Origin of the sequence: Streptomyces sp. NPDC008125 (assembly GCF_042957125.1) — a bacterium.
GTDB lineage: Bacteria > Actinomycetota > Actinomycetes > Streptomycetales > Streptomycetaceae > Streptomyces.
In genome coordinates, this window is sequence record NZ_JBIBHR010000007.1 from 217,621 (window position 1) to 235,578 (window position 17,958).

The window sequence follows — 17,958 nt, forward strand, 5'->3', positions numbered from 1 at the left end:
CGGCAGAAGTATGCGGGCCGCTCCATCTACCGGTCGAACTTCCTGGTCCCCCGGGCCCGCACTGGTTTGGATGAGGGGTGTCGGGCGCGGCCCGTGCGCTCTTGTGCGGGGAAGACGCCGGGGCACGGATCAGCGTGCGCTGGAACGCTCCTCACGCCACGCGGGGCGCCATGCCGACCGCCCGACAGCGGGCGCCCGTTTCGCCGGCGCATCCAACCTCTTGCCGCGCGTCCGTTCGCTTGTGCGGACGACTTTCTAGCCAAGGCCCCTTTACATGCACATATCACAATTTCCCGATGCTTCCGGTCGACGTCCGGGTCGTCGCTCCAGCACGACCGTCCGCCGGTGGGACCTGTGGGCATTGGCGGCGAGCTCCTTGATGGCCCTGGGCGTGGGACTCGCTTCCGCTTCGAACACGTCGCAGCACCGGTGGGGACTTGCCGCTGCTGTCGCCTATGCCTGTGCCGCGCTGGTGTCGCTGGGTTCCCGTGCCCAGTGGTCCCGTGCGGTGGCCCTGATCGGCGTCGTCGGCGCGCTGGCGGTGCCGCTGGTGTGGCTGACTGCCGTGGGCCTGCAGCAGATGGAGGTCGGCGTCGTCGAACGGTCCGCCCAGCACTTCCTGGAGACCGGCACCCCTTACCTCTCGCATCCGGTCGCGGTGCGTGACTTCAACCCCTACCTGCCCGGCATGGCCCTCTTCGGGCTCCCCCACGCGCTGTTCGGCGAGACGGTGTTCTCCAGTGCCCGCCTGTGGAATCTGGCCGGGTTCGTCGCCGCGCTGGCCGCTGCCGTGGCCGTGCTGGCCAAGGGCCGGCCGCAGGCCCGACGCACGGCGGTGACGGGGGCGGCATGGATCGCGGCCTGCCCCGTGGTGGCGCTGCCGCTGGCCATCGGCGGGGTTGATCCCGTGGTCGTGGCCTTCGTTCTTCTGGCCCTGGCATACGCGCACCGGGGCCGTTCCGTGGGCGCGGGTCTGGCACTGGGAGCGGCAGCCATCCTGAAGTGGACCGCGTGGCCGGCCATACCCGTCGTCGTCGTCCTCCTGGCCGCGACCAGGGGATCACGCGCGGCCAGGACCGCGGCTGCGGTGGCGGTCGCCGCGGCGGCCGTGGTGGTCGCGCCGCCGCTCCTGGCCGATCCGCACGCTTTCCTCGACAACGCGGTGCTCTACCCCTTCGGACTGAGCGATACGGCCTCGACCGCCGCCAGCCCGCTCCTGGGCGCCCTCCTGGCTGCCGCACTGCCCCACGGCAAGACCATCGCCGTGGCTCTGATAGGCGTCGGCGCCCTTGCCACAGCCCTCTCCCTCATCGTTCGGCCGCCGACGACCACCGCGGCCGCCGCCCACCGGCTCGCGCTCGGCCTCACCATCGCCATCCTGCTGTCTCCGGCAACCCGCGTGGGATACGCCGTCTACCCGCTCACTCTTCTGATCTGGGCCCGCTGCACCACCTTGGCCGGGCCACGCCCCGCCCCGGAACCGACGCCGGACCAGGGCGCCAGCAGTCCGGTTCTGCACCCGGCCGTGGAGCGGCTCTGAAACCGTCGAAGCCGCTCGCGCGCCCGCCGACGGATGGCAGCGGGGGCCGGACAGGATCACTCTGCTCGGCCCCGCCGCTCGTTCCCGGCCGCTCACCGGCCGAGGCGGACGCGCGGTCCGGTACGCGGACTCACGGTCGTGCGGGAAGGCGGCCCCATGACGGCCCCACCCCACTCGGAACCATTCCCGTCCAGGGAGGATCAGAGATGACGTTCGGTGGGGATACGGCTCCCCAGGTCAGGGTCAGGTGTGGTCAGGGGTCAGGTCAGGTCAGGTCGGGTCAGGTCAGGTCAGGTCAGCAGGAAGTCTGCCTGGCCGGTCTTGGCGCCCTGGATGAAGGCGGCCATCTCGCCGGTGGAGTAGATGAGCGCCGGGCCGTCGGGGTCCGCGGACTGGCGGATGGCGACTCTGCCGTCCGCCAGCTTCATGGTCTCGACGCAGTTGCCGCCGTTGCCTCCGCTCCAGGGCTTGGACCAGCCCTCGGCACCGAGGGCGCGGGCCGGCATGCCGTTGTAGATGTCGCTCATCACAGCTCCTTGCGGAAATCCCGGAGGATGTCCTTCGTGCGTCGTGCAGTCGCGGCCTGGGCCGCCATGCGGTCCATGACCTCGAGGTAGGAGGCCACCTCGGGGCGCGTGTCGAAGTAGACGGCGCCGGTCAGGTACTCGCTGAAGACCATGTCGGGCAGTTCGGGCACGCCGAAGCGGAAAAGCACGAACGGTCCGTAGGTCCCCGGGTGGTGGCCGGTCGCGAACTCCGCGATCTGCAGTGTGATGTGCGTCTGTTCGGAGGCTTCGAGGAGCTTGTCGATCTGCGCGCGCATGGCCTCGGGGGTGCCGACCGGGCGCCGCAGCACGGTCTCGTCCATGACCACCCAGAGCCTCGGGGCGTCCGCCTTGGCGAGCAGGCTCTGCCGCTCCATGCGCAGGGCGACGTGCCGCTCGATGTCACCGGGCTGGGACTGGCCGACCGCACCGCCCAGCATCACGGAGCGGGCGTAGTCCTCGGTCTGGAGGAGGCCTGGCACGAAGTGCGGTTCGTACATGCGCAGCAGGCTCGCCGCGCCCTCCAGGCTGACGTACATGCTGAACCAGTCGGGCAGCACGTCGTGGTAACGCTGCCACCAGCCGGGCTTGTTGGCCTCTTCGGCGAGATCGACGAAGGCGTCCGACTCTTCCTCGCCGATCCCGTAGGCGCGCAACAGGGCCTGCACGTAAGGAATCTTGAGGGCGACCTCGGCCGTCTCCATCCTGCGGACCGTGGCGGACGCGACGCGGAGCACCTTGGCCGCCTGGTCGCGGGTGAGCCCGGCACGCTCCCGCAGGTCCTGCAGGCGCCTGCCGAGGACGACCTGCCCCACGGTCGGGGCTGACCGAGGCTCGCTCACTTCGGACCTCCGATGGTCTCTTCTGTCAGCAGTGTGCCATGCGGCTGACGACAAAGACACGGGCACTCTGTAATTTTCAGAGTGCCCCTTGCCAAGTGTCCGCGTCAGGGGGAGAGTTGGTGATTGAACCAATTCACTTGGTCACGTCCGCCCCTCCCCCGATGCGTCGAGGTCCGGACCTGACGCGGCAACCACTGTGAGGATTCGGTCGTGGCACCTGGCAGTGCGCTCATCCCCCGTCCCCCGGGCTCCCCTTCCGGGGCCGAGGCGCTCCGTTTCCGCTTCGCCCTGCCGGCCAGACCGGCGTCGGCCGCCGGGGCGCGCAGGCTGACCAGGGACAGGCTCGCGGTCTGGAAGCTCCGGGGCGACCTGCGCGACACTGCTGCACTCATCGTCTCCGAGCTGGTCACCAACGCCGTGGTGCACACCGCGAGCGCGCTGGTCGTCTGCGAACTCAGGCGCCTCGATCACCTGTTGCGGATAGCGGTCCAGGACCAGGGGCGGCTCACCGGCGGCCCGAGGCTGCGCGTCTCCTCCGACGACGAGCACGGGCGGGGCCTGTTCCTGGTGGACGCCCTGAGCCAGGCGTGGGGCTCCCACGACGCGGAGGACGCGTCCGGGCGGGTTGTCTGGTCGGAGCTGGCGCACGGTGCGGGGCAGCCGTGTTGAGGGACGCGCTGGTCCGGCTGCGCGCGGGCCGGCACGCTTCCCGGACCGCCGAGAGCGGGACCGCCGAGGGCGGGACGGCCGGGAACGGCGGCGGCGCCGGTCCCGCGCGGGCGCGGCTGCCCTTGCCGCCGGAGCTGTGCGCGACTCTGGGGTACGACGCGGTGGGCGTCCCGGCCCGGCACGGCTTCCACCTGATGTCGCATCTTCCCCGCACCGGCTGCGTGTTCGCGGCGGCCGACGTGTGGTGGTGGATCGTGCCCGCGGGCTCCGACCAGGACCTGGACTGGCCCGAGCCGGTCGCCTATGCCGCGGGAGGCTTTGTACCGGTGCCACGGCCCCGGCTCATCCACGGGCCGGACAGCCGCACCCCGTACACGCCTCCGATCCCGCTCTTCCTGATGGTGTGCCAGGTGGCCGGGGTCACGCCGAGCTGGGGAGCGCCGGGCCGTCGGCGGGCGGTCACGGCGCCCTGAGGGGCTCCCCCGGTCCGGTCCGCCGGCCCTCGGGTCCCCGGGCGGCGGCCCGCCGCCGCCCGGCACTGTCAGTGGTCGGTTCCAGAATGAAGACAGCGATCGGGAGACCCGCCGCTCGGCGGGCCGTACGGGGGTTGAGGGGGCGGGGCGGATGCGGCGCTGGGAGTTGGTCGAGGGCACTGCGTCGAAGTTCTGGGAGACCGGGGTGGTCGGCGTCGCGGTCACCGTCCGGTACGGCCGCTGCGGGTCGGAGGGACGCACCCGGACGACGGAGTACGCCTCCGAAGAGGCCGCGCACGCCCAGGTGCGCAGGACCATAGTGGCGAAGGAGCGCAAGGGGTACGAGGAGGTGGCGGCGAGCGCGTCCGCGCCGACGGGGCCCCGGCCCCCGGAAGCGTCCGGGACGGCGGGTGCGGACGGGACGGCCGCGCTGCCGGACGAGGACACCTTCGAACTACCGCTGAGCTGGCGCCGGGTGCTCTACCCCCGGAGGGGCGGCTGCGTCCGCCCGCTGAACCGGCCGAGCGAGGATGCCCTGGCGCAGGTCGGGGAGCGGATCGCGGGGGAAGCCGCGTGGATCGAGCTGATCCTCACGGAGCCGGGATCGGACCCGGACCTGGTGGACGCCACCCGGGCCCACCTCGCCGGCAGTCCCTCCCCGGTCGGGGCCGCCGCCCTGGCGGCCGTCGTCTCCCTCGGGGAGACCGCCCCTTCGTGCTGGGTGGACACCTGGGTGGCGGACCACGGGCTGCCGTTCGCCGCCAGGGCGGCCCAGGAGCTTCAGACGATCAAAGCGCACAGCTACCACGCCCTGGGACGGCGGGTGAAGGGCGCGCTCAAGCGTGTCTCCCTCTCCTCGTCCCTGCACTGGCACCACGGCTCGCTGAACGTGGCCGCGCGGGCCCGCGCCCGCATCGCCGCCGCGGACGAGGACACCTACCGCGCGGTCGTGGCAGCGCTCGGCGCGGCCCGCCGGGACAGCCACCAGCGGATCACCGCCGCCTTCCTGGCCCCGAGCGAGCGGGAGTGGGTCGCCGCCCTCCTGTCGGAGCCCGCCGTACTCGCCGAGGACCACTACGTCCTGCAGCGCATGGTGCTCTGCTCGCTGACGTCGGCCGACCAGCTGGCGAGGCTGTCGTACCGTCCGGACCACACGCTCGCCGTGATCGCGACGCTCGCCGACGGCATCGGGACGGCCGTCGCGCCGATGCTCCGGAAGTACCTCGACCACGGCAACCACTACGCCGAGGGTGTCAAGGCGGTCTCCGCCGCACTCGCCGAACTCCCCACGGACGAGGCGTTCAACGTCCTGCTCCACCACAAGGAGCTGAAGCAGGTCCGCGCGGCGCTGCTCGACGCGATGCGCCGCTACCCGGTGCGGGCCCTGCGGCTGCTCTCCGCCGACGTGCGGTACGGCGCCGCCACCCGGTCCCGTGCCTCGCGGCAGTTGCTGCACGCCCACATCAACACCCACCGCCCGCTGGTCTCCTCCCTGCTGCCGGGCCTCCCCGCGGACCTCGCTGAGGTCGTCGGCCCGCTGCTGAACCCGGTGTCCCGCTTCCCGGAGGCCTCCCCCGCGTCCCTGCCGGCGGTGCTCACCCGGCCACCGTGGACCCGACCGCGCACCGGTGCCGCCACCCCGGTGAGCACCGGCGCGGCCTCGCTGCCCGCGCCGGAGCTGCGCTGGCTCCCGGGCGAGGAAGAGACGTGGGCGCGCTGCTCCACCTGGTACACCCGTCCGCAGCACGGCGGCGACTACGAGAAGGTGATCTCCTCCCAGCTCGAAGGGCTGGGCAGTACCGGACTCCGGCCCGCGTGGATCTTCCTGCACGCGCCGGTGGAGCGCGTCGCGCCGGCCCTGGCCACCTGGGCGCCCACGGACCTGTGGGACGGGGCGGACACCCTCAGACCGATCGTCGCCCGCTTCGGGATCGACGCGCTGCCGCTCCTGCTGCGTACCGTCCCCCGGCAGCCGAGCACCATGGCGGCGCTGTTCCTGCCGTTCGCCGACGCTGCCGTCGCCCGGCACATGGCGGACTGGGCGGCCCGGCTGAAGTCCACGGCCGCGACGACCCGCGCGTGGTTCGCACGGCACGGCGGTGCCGCGGCGGTGTTCCTGGTGCCGGACGCGGTCGGCGGGCCCGGCGCTCCCCGGCGGGCGGCCGAGCGGGCGCTGCTCCAGATAGCCGCGGTGCACGGCGGGGCGACGGTGCGTGAGGCCGCCGCCCGGTACGGCGCGGACGCGCTGCGCTCCGTCGAGGTGCTGCTGGTGGCCGATCCGCTGGAGCACGCGCTGCCCGCCAAGTTGCCGGTCCTGCCGAACTGGGCCGAGCCGGGCCTGCTTCCGCAGCTTCTGACACATGAGGGCGAGGCCCTGCCCGCCGAGGTGGTGCGCAATGGCCTGACCATGTTGGCGCTCTGCCGGCCGAGCGAGGTCTACCCGGGTGTCGCGGCGCTGCGCGAGGCCGTCGCGCCCGCTTCGCTCGCCGAGTTCGCCTGGGCGGTCTTCGAACAGTGGCTCGACGCGCGGCTGCCGGCCAGGGAGTCCTGGGCGCTCTACGCGCTCGGCGAGGTCGGGGACGACGAGACCGTCCGGCGGCTCACGCCGGTCATCCGCGCCTGGCCGGGCGAGGGCGCGCACCACCGGGCGGTCGAGGGGCTGGACGTGCTGGCGGCCATCGGCAGCGAGGTGGCCCTGCTCCATCTGCACGGCATCGGGCAGCGCGTGAAGTTCAAGGCGCTGAAGACGCGTGCGCAGGAGAAGATCGCCGAGGTGGCCGCGGTTCTGGGCCTCACCGCCGAGCAGTTGTCCGACCGCCTGGTGCCGGACTTCGGGCTGGACGCGGACGGCTCGACGGTCGTGGACTACGGCCCGCGCCGCTTCACCGTCGGCTTCGACGAACGCCTCGGCGCGTACGTCCTGGACGGGGCGGGGAACCGCCGCAGGGATCTTCCGGCCCCGGCGGCCCGGGACGACGGGGAGCTGGCCTCGGCGGAGCGCAAGCGGTTCCTGGCGCTGAAGAAGGACGTCCGCACGGTCGCCTCCGGGCAGGTGCAACGGCTGGAGGCCGCGATGGTCTCGGGCCGGTCCTGGAGTGCGCGGGAATTCCAGGAGCTGTTCGCCGCACATCCGCTGGTGGGGCATCTGGTGCGGCGGCTGGTGTGGCTGGGCGAGTCGCGGGGGACGACGACCGCCTTCCGGGTCGCGGAGGACCGGACGTTCGCCGATGTGCGCGACGACGTGTACGCGCTGCCCGCCGACGCCTCCGTGCGGCTGGCTCATCCGCTCCGCCTCGGCGACGAGCGGGCCGCCTGGTCGGAGCTCTTCGCCCGCCGGGAGCTGTCCCAGCCGTTTCCCCAGCTGGAGCGCGCCGTCTTCACCCTGACGGACGAGGAGCGGACGGGCAACCGGCTGGCCCGGTTCGAGGGCGTCACCGTGCCCACGGTGGACGTGCTGGGCCTGGAGCGGCGCGGCTGGGAGCGGGGCGCGCCACAGGACGCCGGGGTGGTGGGGTGGATCTCCAAGCGCCTCGGCGAGGAGCTGTACCTGGTCGTCGGGTTCTACGAGGGCATCGTGGCCGGCTCCCCGCAGGCCTTCCCCGATCAGCGGCTGGAGGCGGTCTGGCTCGGTGACCGGCCCGGGGACCACTGGCCCCACGGGACATACACCCACCTCTTCGGCGGCCTGGACCCGGTGGTCGCGTCCGAGGTGCTCGCCGACCTGACGGCGCTCGGCGGTGTCCGGCGCGCCCCGGCCGACGGCGGCCCTGCCCCCGACGGTCCGGCCGGGGAGCCGGGCCGGACCGTCACGGTGGCCGGTCGGGGCCTGTCGAGGTAATCAAGCGGGTCGGGGCCTGCCGAGGCAGAAAAGCCGGTCGGGGCCTGCCGAGGCAGGAAAGGCAGGTCAGGGCCTGTCGAGGTAGGAAAGCTGGGCGTGCACCCGGGTGTAGGCGTCGACCAGTTCGCGGGCGACGTCGACGGAGTCCACGAGCGGGTGCAGCGCGAACGCCCGTACGGCGGCGGAGCGCGATCCGCTGTCGGCCGCTTCGAGCACGGCGCGTTCGACGGCCTTCACGGAGGCGACGAGCCCGGCCGCGTGGAGCGGAAGCGGGCTGACCGCCACCGGGTGGGCGCCGTTCGCGTCGACCAGGCAGGGGACTTCGACCACCGCGTCGGCGTCGAGCGCCGATAGGGTGCTGCCGTTGCGGACGTTGAGGATGAGCGAGGTGCGCTCGTTGCGGGCGACCGCTCGCATGAGGGCGAGGGCCACCTGTTCGTAGCCGCCGGCCTCCAGGTCGCTCGCGGCCCGCTCCCCTGCCCCCGCGACCTCGCGGTTCTCCGACATGTAGGTCGCCTCGCGCTCTGCGCGGGTACGGTCCCAGGTGGCGAGGGGCGAGGTGCCCGGTTCGCGCATCCGCGCGTAGAAACCCTGCTGCTGCTCGCGGAGGAAGGCACCCCGGGTCAGCTCGGCCTGCTGGTAGGCGCGGACCGCTTCCCGGTTGAAGTAGTAGTAGTGCAGGTACTCGTTGGGCACGGCGCCGAGCGAGCGGATCAGCTCGGTGCCGAAGAGCCTGCCCTCCTCGAAGGAGCCGAGCAGGGTGTCGTCGGCGAGCAGCCGGGGCAGTTCGTCCTGCCCGTTCACGTACAGGCCCTGGACCCACCCGAGGTGGTTGAGGCCCGCGTAGTCGATCCACGCGCGGTCCGGATCGGCGCCGAGGACCCGGGCGATGCGCCGGCCGAGGCCCACGGGCGTGTCGCAGATGCCGACGACCCGGTTCCCCAGGTGCCGGGACATCGCCTCGGTCACCAGGCCCGCGGGGTTGGTGAAGTTGATGACCCAGGCGTCCGGGGCGAGCCGGGCGATGCGGCGGGCGAGGTCGACGGCGACCGGAACGGTCCGCAGTCCGTACGCGATGCCGCCCGCCCCGACCGTCTCCTGGCCCAGCACCCCCGCGTCCAGGGCCACCCGCTCGTCGGCGGCGCGGCCGGCGAGGCCGCCGACCCGGATCGCCGAGAAGACGAAGTCGGCGCCCCTCAGGGCCTCGTCGAGGTCGGTGGTGGCCAGCACGGCGGGAGCGTCCGGCACCCCCCTGGCCTGTTCGTCCAGCACCCGGGCGACGGCCGCGAGGCGGTCGTGGTCCGTGTCGTAGAGGGTGACCCGGGAGACGCGGCCCTCGGCGTGATCGCCGAGCAGTGCCCCGTACACCAGGGGGACCCGGAATCCGCCACCGCCAAGAATTGTCAGCTTCACGCTGCTCGATGGTACGGGTCCGGGCCCGGCCCGCCCGGACACGGGGACGGCGGGCGGGGACTCCGGCGCGCCGTCCGCGCCGGGAACCGCTCGGCGCGGGGCGTTCCCCGGGGCACCGGACGCCCCGGGGCCCCTCGGTCAGTACCCCTTCCACCAGCTGGACACGGCCTGCCACAGGCGGCCCGTGGTGCTCTGCGTGCGCTGCTCCGGGATCGCGGGGGCCGGGGCGCCGTCGGCCGGGGCCGCGGCGGCCTCCTGCCCGCCCGCCGGCCGGCCGGGGGCGCCCGGCGACGGCGACGAGATCTCCCAGTCGTTACGGGGGGCGGAGCGGGCGGCCATCGACGTCATGGGTTCGTCGTCGATCTCCTGCTGCGGGCTGGGTGCGAACTGGACCGGGAGTTCGGTCAGATGGCGCGACATGATGTTGCCCATCCAGCGCAGTTCGTTCTCGTCCACCGCGAGTTCGAGGTCGGGCAGCCGCATGAGCAGCGCGTCGACGCCGACGTCCGCGATGGCGCGGCCGATGTCCTGGCCCGGGCACTCGTGCGGACCGCCGCTGAAGGCGAGGTGGGCGCGGTTGCCCTCCATGGAGGCGCTGAGGTCGGGCCGTACGGCGGGGTCGCTGTTGGCGCCCGCGATGCTGACGAGCATGGCGTCGCCGGCCTTGATCTGCTTCCCGCCGAGCTCGGTGTCGCCGACGGCCCAGCGGCCGAAGACCGCGGAGAAGGGGGGCTCGTCCCAGAGGGTCTGCTCGACCGCCTCGGGGACGGTCATGTGGCCGCCGCTGAGCCGCGCCCGGAAGCGGGGATCGGTCAGCACCATCCGGATCACGTTGGCGATCAGGTTGGCGGTGGACTCGTACGCCGCGATGAGCGTCAGCCGGAGGTGCTCGATGACCTCGATGTCGCTCATCCTGGCGGGGTGTTCGAGGAGCCAGCTGGCGAAGTCGGACTCCGGGGCGCCCCGCCTGCGCTCGACGAGCCGGGTGAGCACGCCGACGACGTACGCGTTGCTGGTGACGGCGGTCTCGGTGCCCCGCGTCATGTCGCGGGCGGCCTGCACCAGCCGGTCGTCGTACTCCTCGGGCATACCGAAGATCGCGCACATGACCATCATCGGCAGGTGCTCGGCGAACTGGCTGACGACGTCGGCGGTGCCCTTGAGGCAGAAGTCGTTGACCAGGCGGTTGCTGAAGCGGTTGATGTGGCGCCGCACACCGCGGGTGTCGATCCGGCCCATGCTGTCCGTGATCGCGCCGCGCTGGCGCTCGTGGGTCGCGCCGTCCGCGAAGGCGCAGATGGGCTGGTACGTGAAGATCGGCGCGAGCGGGTGCTCGGGGCCCACGCTGCCGTCCTGCAGGGCGCGCCAGCGCCGGGAGTCGCGGGAGAACTGCGAGGGGGTCCGGGTGACGTAGAGGTTCTCGCTGTGGCCGAGGACGAGCCAGGCGGGTACGTCACCGTGGAGCAGCACCGGGGCGACGCTGCCGTGTTCGGCGCGCAGCTTCTCGTTCAGCCCGACGATGTCGTTCTCCACCTCGGCGCCGTAGTAGCGGCGCAGCCCGCCGGGGCCGAGGCCGTGGGCGGGGCATCCGGGCGGCGGGGCGGCTCCCGTCGGCGCTCCGGGTTCGTGGGAGAAGGGGGTTGTCACAGTGGCTCCAGTGATGAGGCTTTCAGGGGTCGCGCGGGAGGGCTGCGCGGGCGGGGAGGGGACACGGACCGGAGGGGGTGTCCGGCGGATCACGGCCGGGCTCACGCGCCCGGTCCGGTACCTCGCGTCGGGGTGACGCGTCGTACCGGAGCCGCGCTGCGGCCGGCCGGATCCGCCGGACGCCCCGGGCGCCGCGCGGCCAGGTCGTGTGGTGAAAGGAGCGCCGTCCGCCCGGAGGGCGGGTCCGGCGGCGTCCGGTGCGTGCGGTCGCACGGCGGAGGGGCGCCCCGGTACTGGATGTACCGGGGTGATCCCGACGACACGGCGAGCGTGCGTGCCGGGCGTCGCCGGACAGGCGGGACTTTCACGACACGGCCTGCGTCCGGGGCGGCCGTCCGGATCGTCCGGCCGGCCGCCCCGGACGTCATACGAGGGGTACGGCCAGGCTGTGCAGGTAGCGCATGAGCGTCATCAGCACGTCCCGGCTGGACGCCCGAAGCCGCGCGTCGCAGTCGATCATGGGGACTTCGTCGGGCAGGTCCAGCGCCTGCCGCAACGTCTCGACCGGATGGTGCGGGGCGTCGGGAAAGGTGTTGACGGCGACGACGAACGGCACTCCGCGCTCCTCCAGGCGTCCGATGACGTCGAAGCTGGTTTCGAGGCGCCGGGTGTCGATCAGGACGACGGCGCCGAGGGCGCCCTCGAAAAGGCCGTTCCACAGGAACCAGAAGCGTTCCTGGCCGGGCGTGCCGAACAGGTAGAGGATCAGTTCCTCGCTGAGGCTGATCCGGCCGAAGTCCATGGCGACGGTGGTGGCGGTCTTGCTCTCCACCCCGGCGTTGTCGTCGACGCCGACGCCGGCCTGCGTCATGGTCTCTTCGGTCGTCAGAGGCCGGATCTCACTGACCGAACCGACCATGGTGGTCTTGCCGACCCCGAATCCACCGACGATGACGACCTTCACCGCGGCGGTGGCCGTGGTGGGCAGGACGTCCTCGGTGCGGGGGCCGGTGATCGTGTCAGAGCTTCTGAAGTCCATGCATCACCGCTTCGAGAAGGGACCTGTCGGGGAGAGTGGCGCGGACGATGGGTGCGCGCGACTCGATCAGTTCGGTCGCGAGTAATTCGGTCAAAAGTGAGGTGACGACGCTGAACGGGAGACCGAGATAGGCGGAGATCTCGGCGACTGACAGGGGTGCCTGGCAGAGCCGCAGGATCGCGGCCTGCTCGGGCTGGAACGTCGGTGAGGGTTCCGCCTGGGCGACGACCATGGTGACCAGGTCGAGCGCTGCCCGCTCGCTGCCGTCAAGATCGCCGGTGATGACGTACAGGCGCTCGGGATCATTGAGCGCCGGGTCGGCATTGCGGCGTTCCCGTCGGGGAGCGTTCATCCGGCCTGCCCGTCGTGGCGCGGCGGGCTGGTCAGATGGGCCCCGATCCGGACGACCATGTCGCGCATCCGCGCGCCGACGAGCCCGGCGTCGACCGTCTCACCGGCCAGTACCGCGAGGTAGGCGCCGGTGCCGGCCGCCATCAGGTAGAAGAACCCGCCGGTCACCTCGATGACGACGAGCTTCATCAGGCCGTCGCTGTAGGGAATTTCGGAGGCGACCGCGGCGGCCAGGCTCTGCAGACCGGCGCAGGCCGCGGCCAGCCGGTCCCCGACGTCCGGGTCTCCGCCGTGCATGGCGATGCGCAGTCCGTCCGAGGAGAGCACCACGATCTGGTGGATGCTCGGAACGTCGTCGGCCAGCTCCTTGAGCATCCAGTCCATGTTTCCCCGCTGCTGGATCACTTGAGGTCTCCCTTGTCCCACGCGTCGTCAGAGTCTTCGCCGTTCTTCGGGTCGTGCGGCACGCCGTTGACGGCCTTGGTGAATGCCTCCAGCCAGAGGCCGGGGGGCTTCTCCTCGCCGCCCGTCCGGCCGGCGGCGTGCGGGGCGGCGCCGTTGAGCGCCGCCGGGACGCCTTCCGTCGCCGGGGCCGGGGCCTGCTGCGGGAGGTTGTGCGAGCCGAGCGGGGCGCGGCCCCTGCTGCGGCGCTGGGGCAGGCCGTTCTCGGTCCACTCGGTCACCACGGGGACCTCGTCCTCCATGGCCGCCGCGGGCGCGGCGGGGCGCGCGGACGCGGCCGGCGCGGCGGTTGCCGAGGGCACCGGACCGGTGGCCGCGACCCTGGCCTTCCGCTTTCCCGCGGGCGGCACGACGTGCTGGAGCTGCGACATGTCGAGCGAGCTGGTGGGCCGCGAGGTGGCGCCGATGCCGTGGGCGATGCCGGGCGCGGGTCCGGTGGTGATCATGTCCCGGGGCACGATGAGTACGGCCCGGACGCCGCCGTACGCGGACTGGCGCAGCGATACCTGGAGTTGGTACATGCGCGACAGCCGGCCGACCACCGCCATGCCGAGGCGGGGGGACTCCCCGAGGTCGTTCATGTTGATGCCGGCCTGGGCCTGGGCGAGCATGTTCTCGGCCCGGGCGCGGGCCTCCTCGCTGAGGCTGACGCCGCCGTCCTCGATCTCGATCGCGATGCCCGTCTGCACCTCGACCGCGGTGACGTGCACCCGGGTCTGCGGCGGGGAGTAGCGCGTGGCGTTGTCGAGGAGTTCGGCGCAGGCGTGGATGAGCGGCTCGACCGAGGTGCCGACGATGGCGACCTTGGCGATCGAGTGCAGATCGACGCGCTGGTACTCCAGGATGCGGGACATCGCACCGCGCAGCACGCTGAACAGCGGTACGGGCTTGGGCCACTGGCGGCTGGGGCGGGCACCGCCGAGCACGGCGATGGAGTCGGCGAGGCGGCCGATCAGCGCGGTGCCGTGGTCGATGCGGAGCAGGTCGTCGAAGACCTCGGGGTTGCGCCCGTAGTGGTCCTCCATCTCCCGCAGTTCGCTCGCCTGACGGTGGACGATGGCCTGCACGCGCCGGGCGACGCTGACGAAGGCGCGCTGCGCGGAGTCACGCCGGGCCTCCTCGTCGTCGATGATCTGCAGGACGGTGTAGACGAGGCGTCGCAGCGCCTTGGGGAGGTTGCGGTAGGACTCGTCCCCGTCCACCACCTCCCGCATGACTTCTTCGGGCGAGTTGCTCGCGCGCAGCATCCTGATGGCTGAGGGCATCAGTTCCTTGGTGAGCCGCACGGTCTCCTCGTCGTGTGCGGCGATGCGCGATTCGAGCTGGGCGATGCGCTGTTCGTACTGCGCGCGCAGGACGCGTGTCTCGCACCGTCGCCGGTTCAGTGCGACGGCGAACGCACCGACCACGACGGCGGCGAGCGCGCCGCTCACGGCGAGTGGTATCCGCGCGGCGTCCGTGACCAGGGTGACGCCCAGCGCGGAGGCGCCGACGACCAGCGCGACGGGCAGGAGGAGTACACGGACGACGGGGATCCGTCGGTCGGTCGGTGGTGATTCAACACGGACCATCTAAAAACCCTCTGGCGGTTGATTCCGGGATGTATGCCCACAGGTGCTGACACTCATGAACATGTGCGCGAATTGGTGCCAACTCGGCTTCACTGCGCGTGAGCTTAGCCAGATCAGAACAGGGGGTCGGCACATTCACCCAACGCCCTGCGCGCGGACTCCGGTGGTAATACACTCGCCAGTTTTCGCACTCAACGCTTCCGGACGTGCGCGGACAGTGACGAACCGCGCCGGAAGGGCGGGATTCCGGGGCTCCGTCCCGCACAGTGGTACGAAGACGTACGGAGCACCACGGGAACCGACCGTAATCATCCCGGGCGACCCGCCCCCTTCGTGAGCCAACGCGGGCGGGGCTGCGGCAGGATCCGCGGTCGAGGACCTAGGATCGCGCCGGGAGGACCTCACTCCGGCCGTCCCGCAGAGCAGTACGTACGCACACACACTCGAAGTGGGTCGAAAGGGGCGGATTCCCGCCCCGCGGAAGAGTGGCGGGCAAAGTGGCCCGGTTTGACGGCCGGTGAGGACCTGCCCGCGCCTCCGCTCGGCCGCGCGAGAACCGGATGAGAGCGGGCACCCCATGACATCGGCCCCGGGATACACCATCGAGTCGCTGGACACCGGTCTGCGGCTGATGCGGCTGTTCCTGACCCATGACACGCTCACCGTCAGCGAGGCCGCCGGGTTGCTGGAGGTGGGGCGTTCCACCGCCCACCGGGTGCTCGCCACGCTTGAGGGCCGGGGATTCGCCGGGCGTGACGCCACGGGGCGGGGCTACTCGGCGGGGCCGGAACTGATGCGGCTGGGCCGCCCCGCGGGGTTCGGTACGGCAGTCCGGGAGCGGGTGGCCCGTGTCCTGGAGGACGCCGTCCTGCGCACCGGGGAGACCGTGCAGGCGGTGGCGCTGATCGGGGACCGGATCATCGTCACGGACGGGCGGGAGTCCCCGCACCCGGTGCGGGTGCGGCCGGGGACGGGCCTGACCCACCCGGCGCACGCGACGGCGGGGGGCAAGATGCTGCTCGCGCTGATGACCGCCGGTCAGGTCGGCTCCCTCTGTCCGGATGAGGAGCTGGAGCCGGTCACCGCGCGCACGACCGTTTCGCGGACCGCGCTGCTGGCGGAGCTGGACCGGGTCCGCGCCCAGGGGTACGCGCTGAGCAACGGCGAGTCGGCGCCGGGCATGAACGCCGTCGCGGTGCCGCTCGCCGGTTCGGGCCCGCGCGACCGGCTCGCCCTGGTGGCCTCGGTCCCCGCCGACCGCGGCGGCGAGTCAGAGCTGGCCGAACACGCGGTGCGGCTGCGGCAGTCGGCGGCGGCGCTGGAACAGCCGGCCGTCGGCTGACCGCCGAACCTGCGGGGGCGGATCAGCGCCCGGCGCCGCCGATCCGCCCCTCCAACTGCACCAGCAGCTCGCTGAGCTGGGCGCTGAGGCGGTCGCGTGCCGGTTCGTCCAGCCCGGCCAGCACCGAGCGCTCGTAGGCGAGTTGCTGGGGCAGCAGCCGGTCGACCAGGCCGCGCCCCTCCTCGGTGAGGCGGACGTAGGTGACCCTGCGGTCCCGGTCGTCGCCCCGGCGCTCGACGAGGCCGCGCTCCTGGAGGGCACGCAGTCGTTTGGTGACGGCGGCCCCGGAGGAGAAGGTCTCACGGGCCAGCTCGCCGGGTGTGAGCTCACGGCCCGTCCGGCGCACCGCGCCGAGCAGGTCGAACTCCGCGCGGTTGAGTCCGGCGGCGCGCAGCGGGGCGTCTTCTGCCTGCTGGAGGAGGGCAGCACAGCGGTTGATCCGACCGATCAGCTCCATCGGCCCGGTGTCGAGACCGGGGCTCACCGCCTGCCACTGGCGCACCACCGAGGCCACGATGTCGTCCTTCACACCGCTCCGTTCTCCGGGGCGAGGGAGATGAGCCCCTGCCGTTGTGCCGTCGCGGCGAGCGTACGGTGTCCGGCCCGCTCCGCCGCGACGAGGTCCTCCTCCGGGAGGGCGCGCTGCCACCACTCCCCGGCGGCGGTGTCGCCGGCCTCGCGCAGCTCGACCAGGGAGGCGGTGAGCCCGCGGCGGGAGGCGTCGAGGGCGGCGGGGTCCGCGGTGGCGTCGGCGAGGACCCGTACGGCGTGGGCGCGGGCCCGCTCGGTGGCCTCCAGCGCGTGTTCGACCCGACCGGTGGCCCGTCGGTTGGTGACCAGCACGGCGGCGAGGAAGCCGATCACCGCGCCGACCACGGTGTCGATGACCCGGTCGCCGATGAGTTCTCCGGCGGGGTGGGTGCCGCCGAACTCGATGACCAGGAGCGCCATCGGGGTGACCGCGACCGAGCCGAGCCAGTAGTTGCGGGTGATGAGGGCCTCGGCGGCGAAGTTGAAGCAGAGGACGCAGCCGATCAGCAGCAGCGGGCTCACCCGGGTGAGCGGGAGGACCGCGGCGAAGACGAGCACGCCGAGCAGATTGCCCAGCGTCCGCTGGAGGGCCCGGTTCCAGGAGAGGGTGACGTTGGCCTGGTAGAGGGAGGCGGCGGTGACGATGGCCCAGTAGGGGCGGCCGACGCCGAGCGCCTCGCAGGCGTATCCGGCGAGGGCGCAGCCGATGAGGGTTCGGACGGCGATGGGCAGCACGTGGGAGCCGGGACCGAGGCGGCGCAGCAGCTCGCCCCGGTTCGTACGGGCCCGGCGGCCGGCGCGCTCGGCGTCGATGCCGTAGAGCTCCGCGGTGGTGCCGGGGGCGGCGGGCGGCGTCGGGACGGGGCCGCGGGCCCGGGTCAGCGCGGCCCATTCGCGCAGCTGCGCGGGGTCGGCGGCGGCGCGGTGACCGGCCGGGGAGCTTTCGGCGAGCGCGGCCTCGGCGTGCACGACGAGGCGTTCCAGCGCGCGGCGGGCGGGTGTGGCACGACCGGAGGCGAGCAGGGTCTGCCAGGCTCCGTGGACGGCCGCGGCGGCGGCGCCTCGCGTACGCGGACCGGGGTCGGCGACGCAGGCGGCGGCCGCGTCCAGGGCCCGCGCGGTGGCGCGGCGTTCGGGTCCTTCGCGGCGCAGCAGGGCGGGGCCCACCACGGTGACGCACCAGGAGAAGGCACCGGCGGCGAGAGTGAGCGCGAGGTGTCCGGGCACCTGGCCGAGGTGCTGGGGCGCGAAGAGGGCCGCGGAGGTGACGAAGGTGAAGATCACGTGTCCGGGCGGCCCGATGCGCGACGCGTCGCAGAGCGCCTTCTGTACGGCGGCGAGCAGCGCGCCGACGGCTACGAGGATCGCGGTGGAGTCGGTGAGCGAGCCCGCGGTCAGCGCCACGGCCAGCCCGGCGATCATCCCGACGACGACGCGCACGACGGTCCCGGCGCGGCGGGCGTACGGGAGGGCGTGCCCGTACAGGGCGCAGAGCGAGCCGGCCATCGTGTACATCACGAGGTCCAGCCGGTCCGCGGCGAAGAGCAGCAGGTTCGGTACGAGGGAGGCGACGACCACGCTCAGCGCAGGCTTGAACCAGGTGTCCGAGGGGTGGTTGAGGCGGAGTGCCGCCTTCAGGGGGAGTCTGCGGGCGGATGGGCGCCGGGGAAGGTCGGTTGTCTCACTCACCCCTAT

15 protein-coding genes are annotated in these 17,958 nt (G+C 72.8%); 5 read left to right on the forward strand and 10 right to left on the reverse strand.

Going from position 1 to position 17,958, the window contains the following annotated elements; all coding sequences use genetic code 11:
• The first annotated feature begins 391 nt into the window (after positions 1 to 391).
• Positions 392 to 1,540: a glycosyltransferase 87 family protein gene (locus tag ACFZAX_RS14625; protein WP_390961740.1), complete on the forward strand. Its 1,149-nt coding sequence runs from the start codon at positions 392 to 394 to the stop codon at positions 1,538 to 1,540.
• 290 nt (positions 1,541 to 1,830) lie between these two features.
• Here ACFZAX_RS14625 and ACFZAX_RS14630 read toward each other — a convergent pair whose 3' ends face one another.
• Complete coding sequence (locus ACFZAX_RS14630) at positions 1,831 to 2,067, reverse strand: DUF397 domain-containing protein (RefSeq protein WP_390961741.1); 237 nt, start codon at positions 2,065 to 2,067, stop codon at positions 1,831 to 1,833.
• Positions 2,067 to 2,927: a Scr1 family TA system antitoxin-like transcriptional regulator gene (locus ACFZAX_RS14635; protein ID WP_390961742.1), complete on the reverse strand. Its 861-nt coding sequence runs from the start codon at positions 2,925 to 2,927 to the stop codon at positions 2,067 to 2,069. Before ACFZAX_RS14635 ends, ACFZAX_RS14630 begins: the two co-directional genes overlap by 1 nt.
• Before the next feature lie 210 nt (positions 2,928 to 3,137).
• Here ACFZAX_RS14635 and ACFZAX_RS14640 point away from each other — a divergent pair, with 210 nt between their 5' ends.
• From ACFZAX_RS14640 to ACFZAX_RS14650, 3 genes are all read left to right on the forward strand, one after another.
• Positions 3,138 to 3,596, forward strand: coding sequence for an ATP-binding protein (locus ACFZAX_RS14640; protein ID WP_390961744.1), 459 nt, complete (start codon positions 3,138 to 3,140; stop codon positions 3,594 to 3,596).
• Complete coding sequence (locus ACFZAX_RS14645; RefSeq protein WP_390961745.1) at positions 3,590 to 4,069, forward strand: hypothetical protein; 480 nt, start codon at positions 3,590 to 3,592, stop codon at positions 4,067 to 4,069. The genes ACFZAX_RS14640 and ACFZAX_RS14645 overlap by 7 nt, the downstream gene beginning before the upstream one ends.
• A gap of 151 nt (positions 4,070 to 4,220) precedes the next feature.
• Positions 4,221 to 7,907 (forward strand): DUF4132 domain-containing protein, encoded by a 3,687-nt coding sequence (locus ACFZAX_RS14650; RefSeq protein WP_390961746.1) that lies wholly within the window; start codon positions 4,221 to 4,223, stop codon positions 7,905 to 7,907.
• A 66-nt stretch (positions 7,908 to 7,973) separates the two neighbouring features.
• On the opposite strand, the gene ACFZAX_RS14655 is transcribed toward ACFZAX_RS14650, so the two are convergent.
• The 6 genes from ACFZAX_RS14655 to ACFZAX_RS14680 all read right to left on the reverse strand — a co-directional run bounded on the left by ACFZAX_RS14655 (position 7,974) and on the right by ACFZAX_RS14680 (position 14,390).
• The gene (locus tag ACFZAX_RS14655) at positions 7,974 to 9,320 is read right to left on the reverse strand and encodes a 6-phospho-beta-glucosidase (RefSeq protein ID WP_390961748.1); all 1,347 of its coding nucleotides are present in this window, start codon (positions 9,318 to 9,320) and stop codon (positions 7,974 to 7,976) included.
• A gap of 138 nt (positions 9,321 to 9,458) precedes the next feature.
• Complete coding sequence (locus ACFZAX_RS14660) at positions 9,459 to 10,967, reverse strand: cytochrome P450 (protein ID WP_390961750.1); 1,509 nt, start codon at positions 10,965 to 10,967, stop codon at positions 9,459 to 9,461.
• A 424-nt stretch (positions 10,968 to 11,391) separates the two neighbouring features.
• A complete protein-coding gene (locus tag ACFZAX_RS14665) occupies positions 11,392 to 12,006 on the reverse strand; it encodes an ATP/GTP-binding protein (protein WP_327179109.1) in 615 nt (204 codons plus the stop codon).
• On the reverse strand, positions 11,987 to 12,358 hold the full coding sequence (locus ACFZAX_RS14670) for a DUF742 domain-containing protein (RefSeq protein WP_266711909.1): 372 nt from the start codon (positions 12,356 to 12,358) through the stop codon (positions 11,987 to 11,989). Before ACFZAX_RS14670 ends, ACFZAX_RS14665 begins: the two co-directional genes overlap by 20 nt.
• Positions 12,355 to 12,762 (reverse strand): roadblock/LC7 domain-containing protein, encoded by a 408-nt coding sequence (locus ACFZAX_RS14675; protein ID WP_275491019.1) that lies wholly within the window; start codon positions 12,760 to 12,762, stop codon positions 12,355 to 12,357. Before ACFZAX_RS14675 ends, ACFZAX_RS14670 begins: the two co-directional genes overlap by 4 nt.
• Positions 12,759 to 14,390 (reverse strand): ATP-binding protein, encoded by a 1,632-nt coding sequence (locus ACFZAX_RS14680; protein WP_390961752.1) that lies wholly within the window; start codon positions 14,388 to 14,390, stop codon positions 12,759 to 12,761. The genes ACFZAX_RS14675 and ACFZAX_RS14680 overlap by 4 nt, the downstream gene beginning before the upstream one ends.
• A 577-nt stretch (positions 14,391 to 14,967) precedes the next feature.
• On the opposite strand from ACFZAX_RS14680, the gene ACFZAX_RS14685 reads away from it, so the two are divergent.
• A complete protein-coding gene (locus tag ACFZAX_RS14685) occupies positions 14,968 to 15,732 on the forward strand; it encodes an IclR family transcriptional regulator C-terminal domain-containing protein (RefSeq protein ID WP_390961753.1) in 765 nt (254 codons plus the stop codon).
• Between the two features lie 22 nt (positions 15,733 to 15,754).
• On the opposite strand, the gene ACFZAX_RS14690 is transcribed toward ACFZAX_RS14685, so the two are convergent.
• Both ACFZAX_RS14690 and ACFZAX_RS14695 read right to left on the reverse strand, forming a co-directional pair.
• Entirely contained in the window at positions 15,755 to 16,261 is a 507-nt protein-coding gene (locus ACFZAX_RS14690; RefSeq protein ID WP_390961754.1) for a MarR family transcriptional regulator, read from the reverse strand.
• Positions 16,258 to 17,952, reverse strand: coding sequence for an FUSC family protein (locus ACFZAX_RS14695; protein WP_390961756.1), 1,695 nt, complete (start codon positions 17,950 to 17,952; stop codon positions 16,258 to 16,260). Before ACFZAX_RS14695 ends, ACFZAX_RS14690 begins: the two co-directional genes overlap by 4 nt.
• Positions 17,953 to 17,958: the final 6 nt, after the last annotated feature.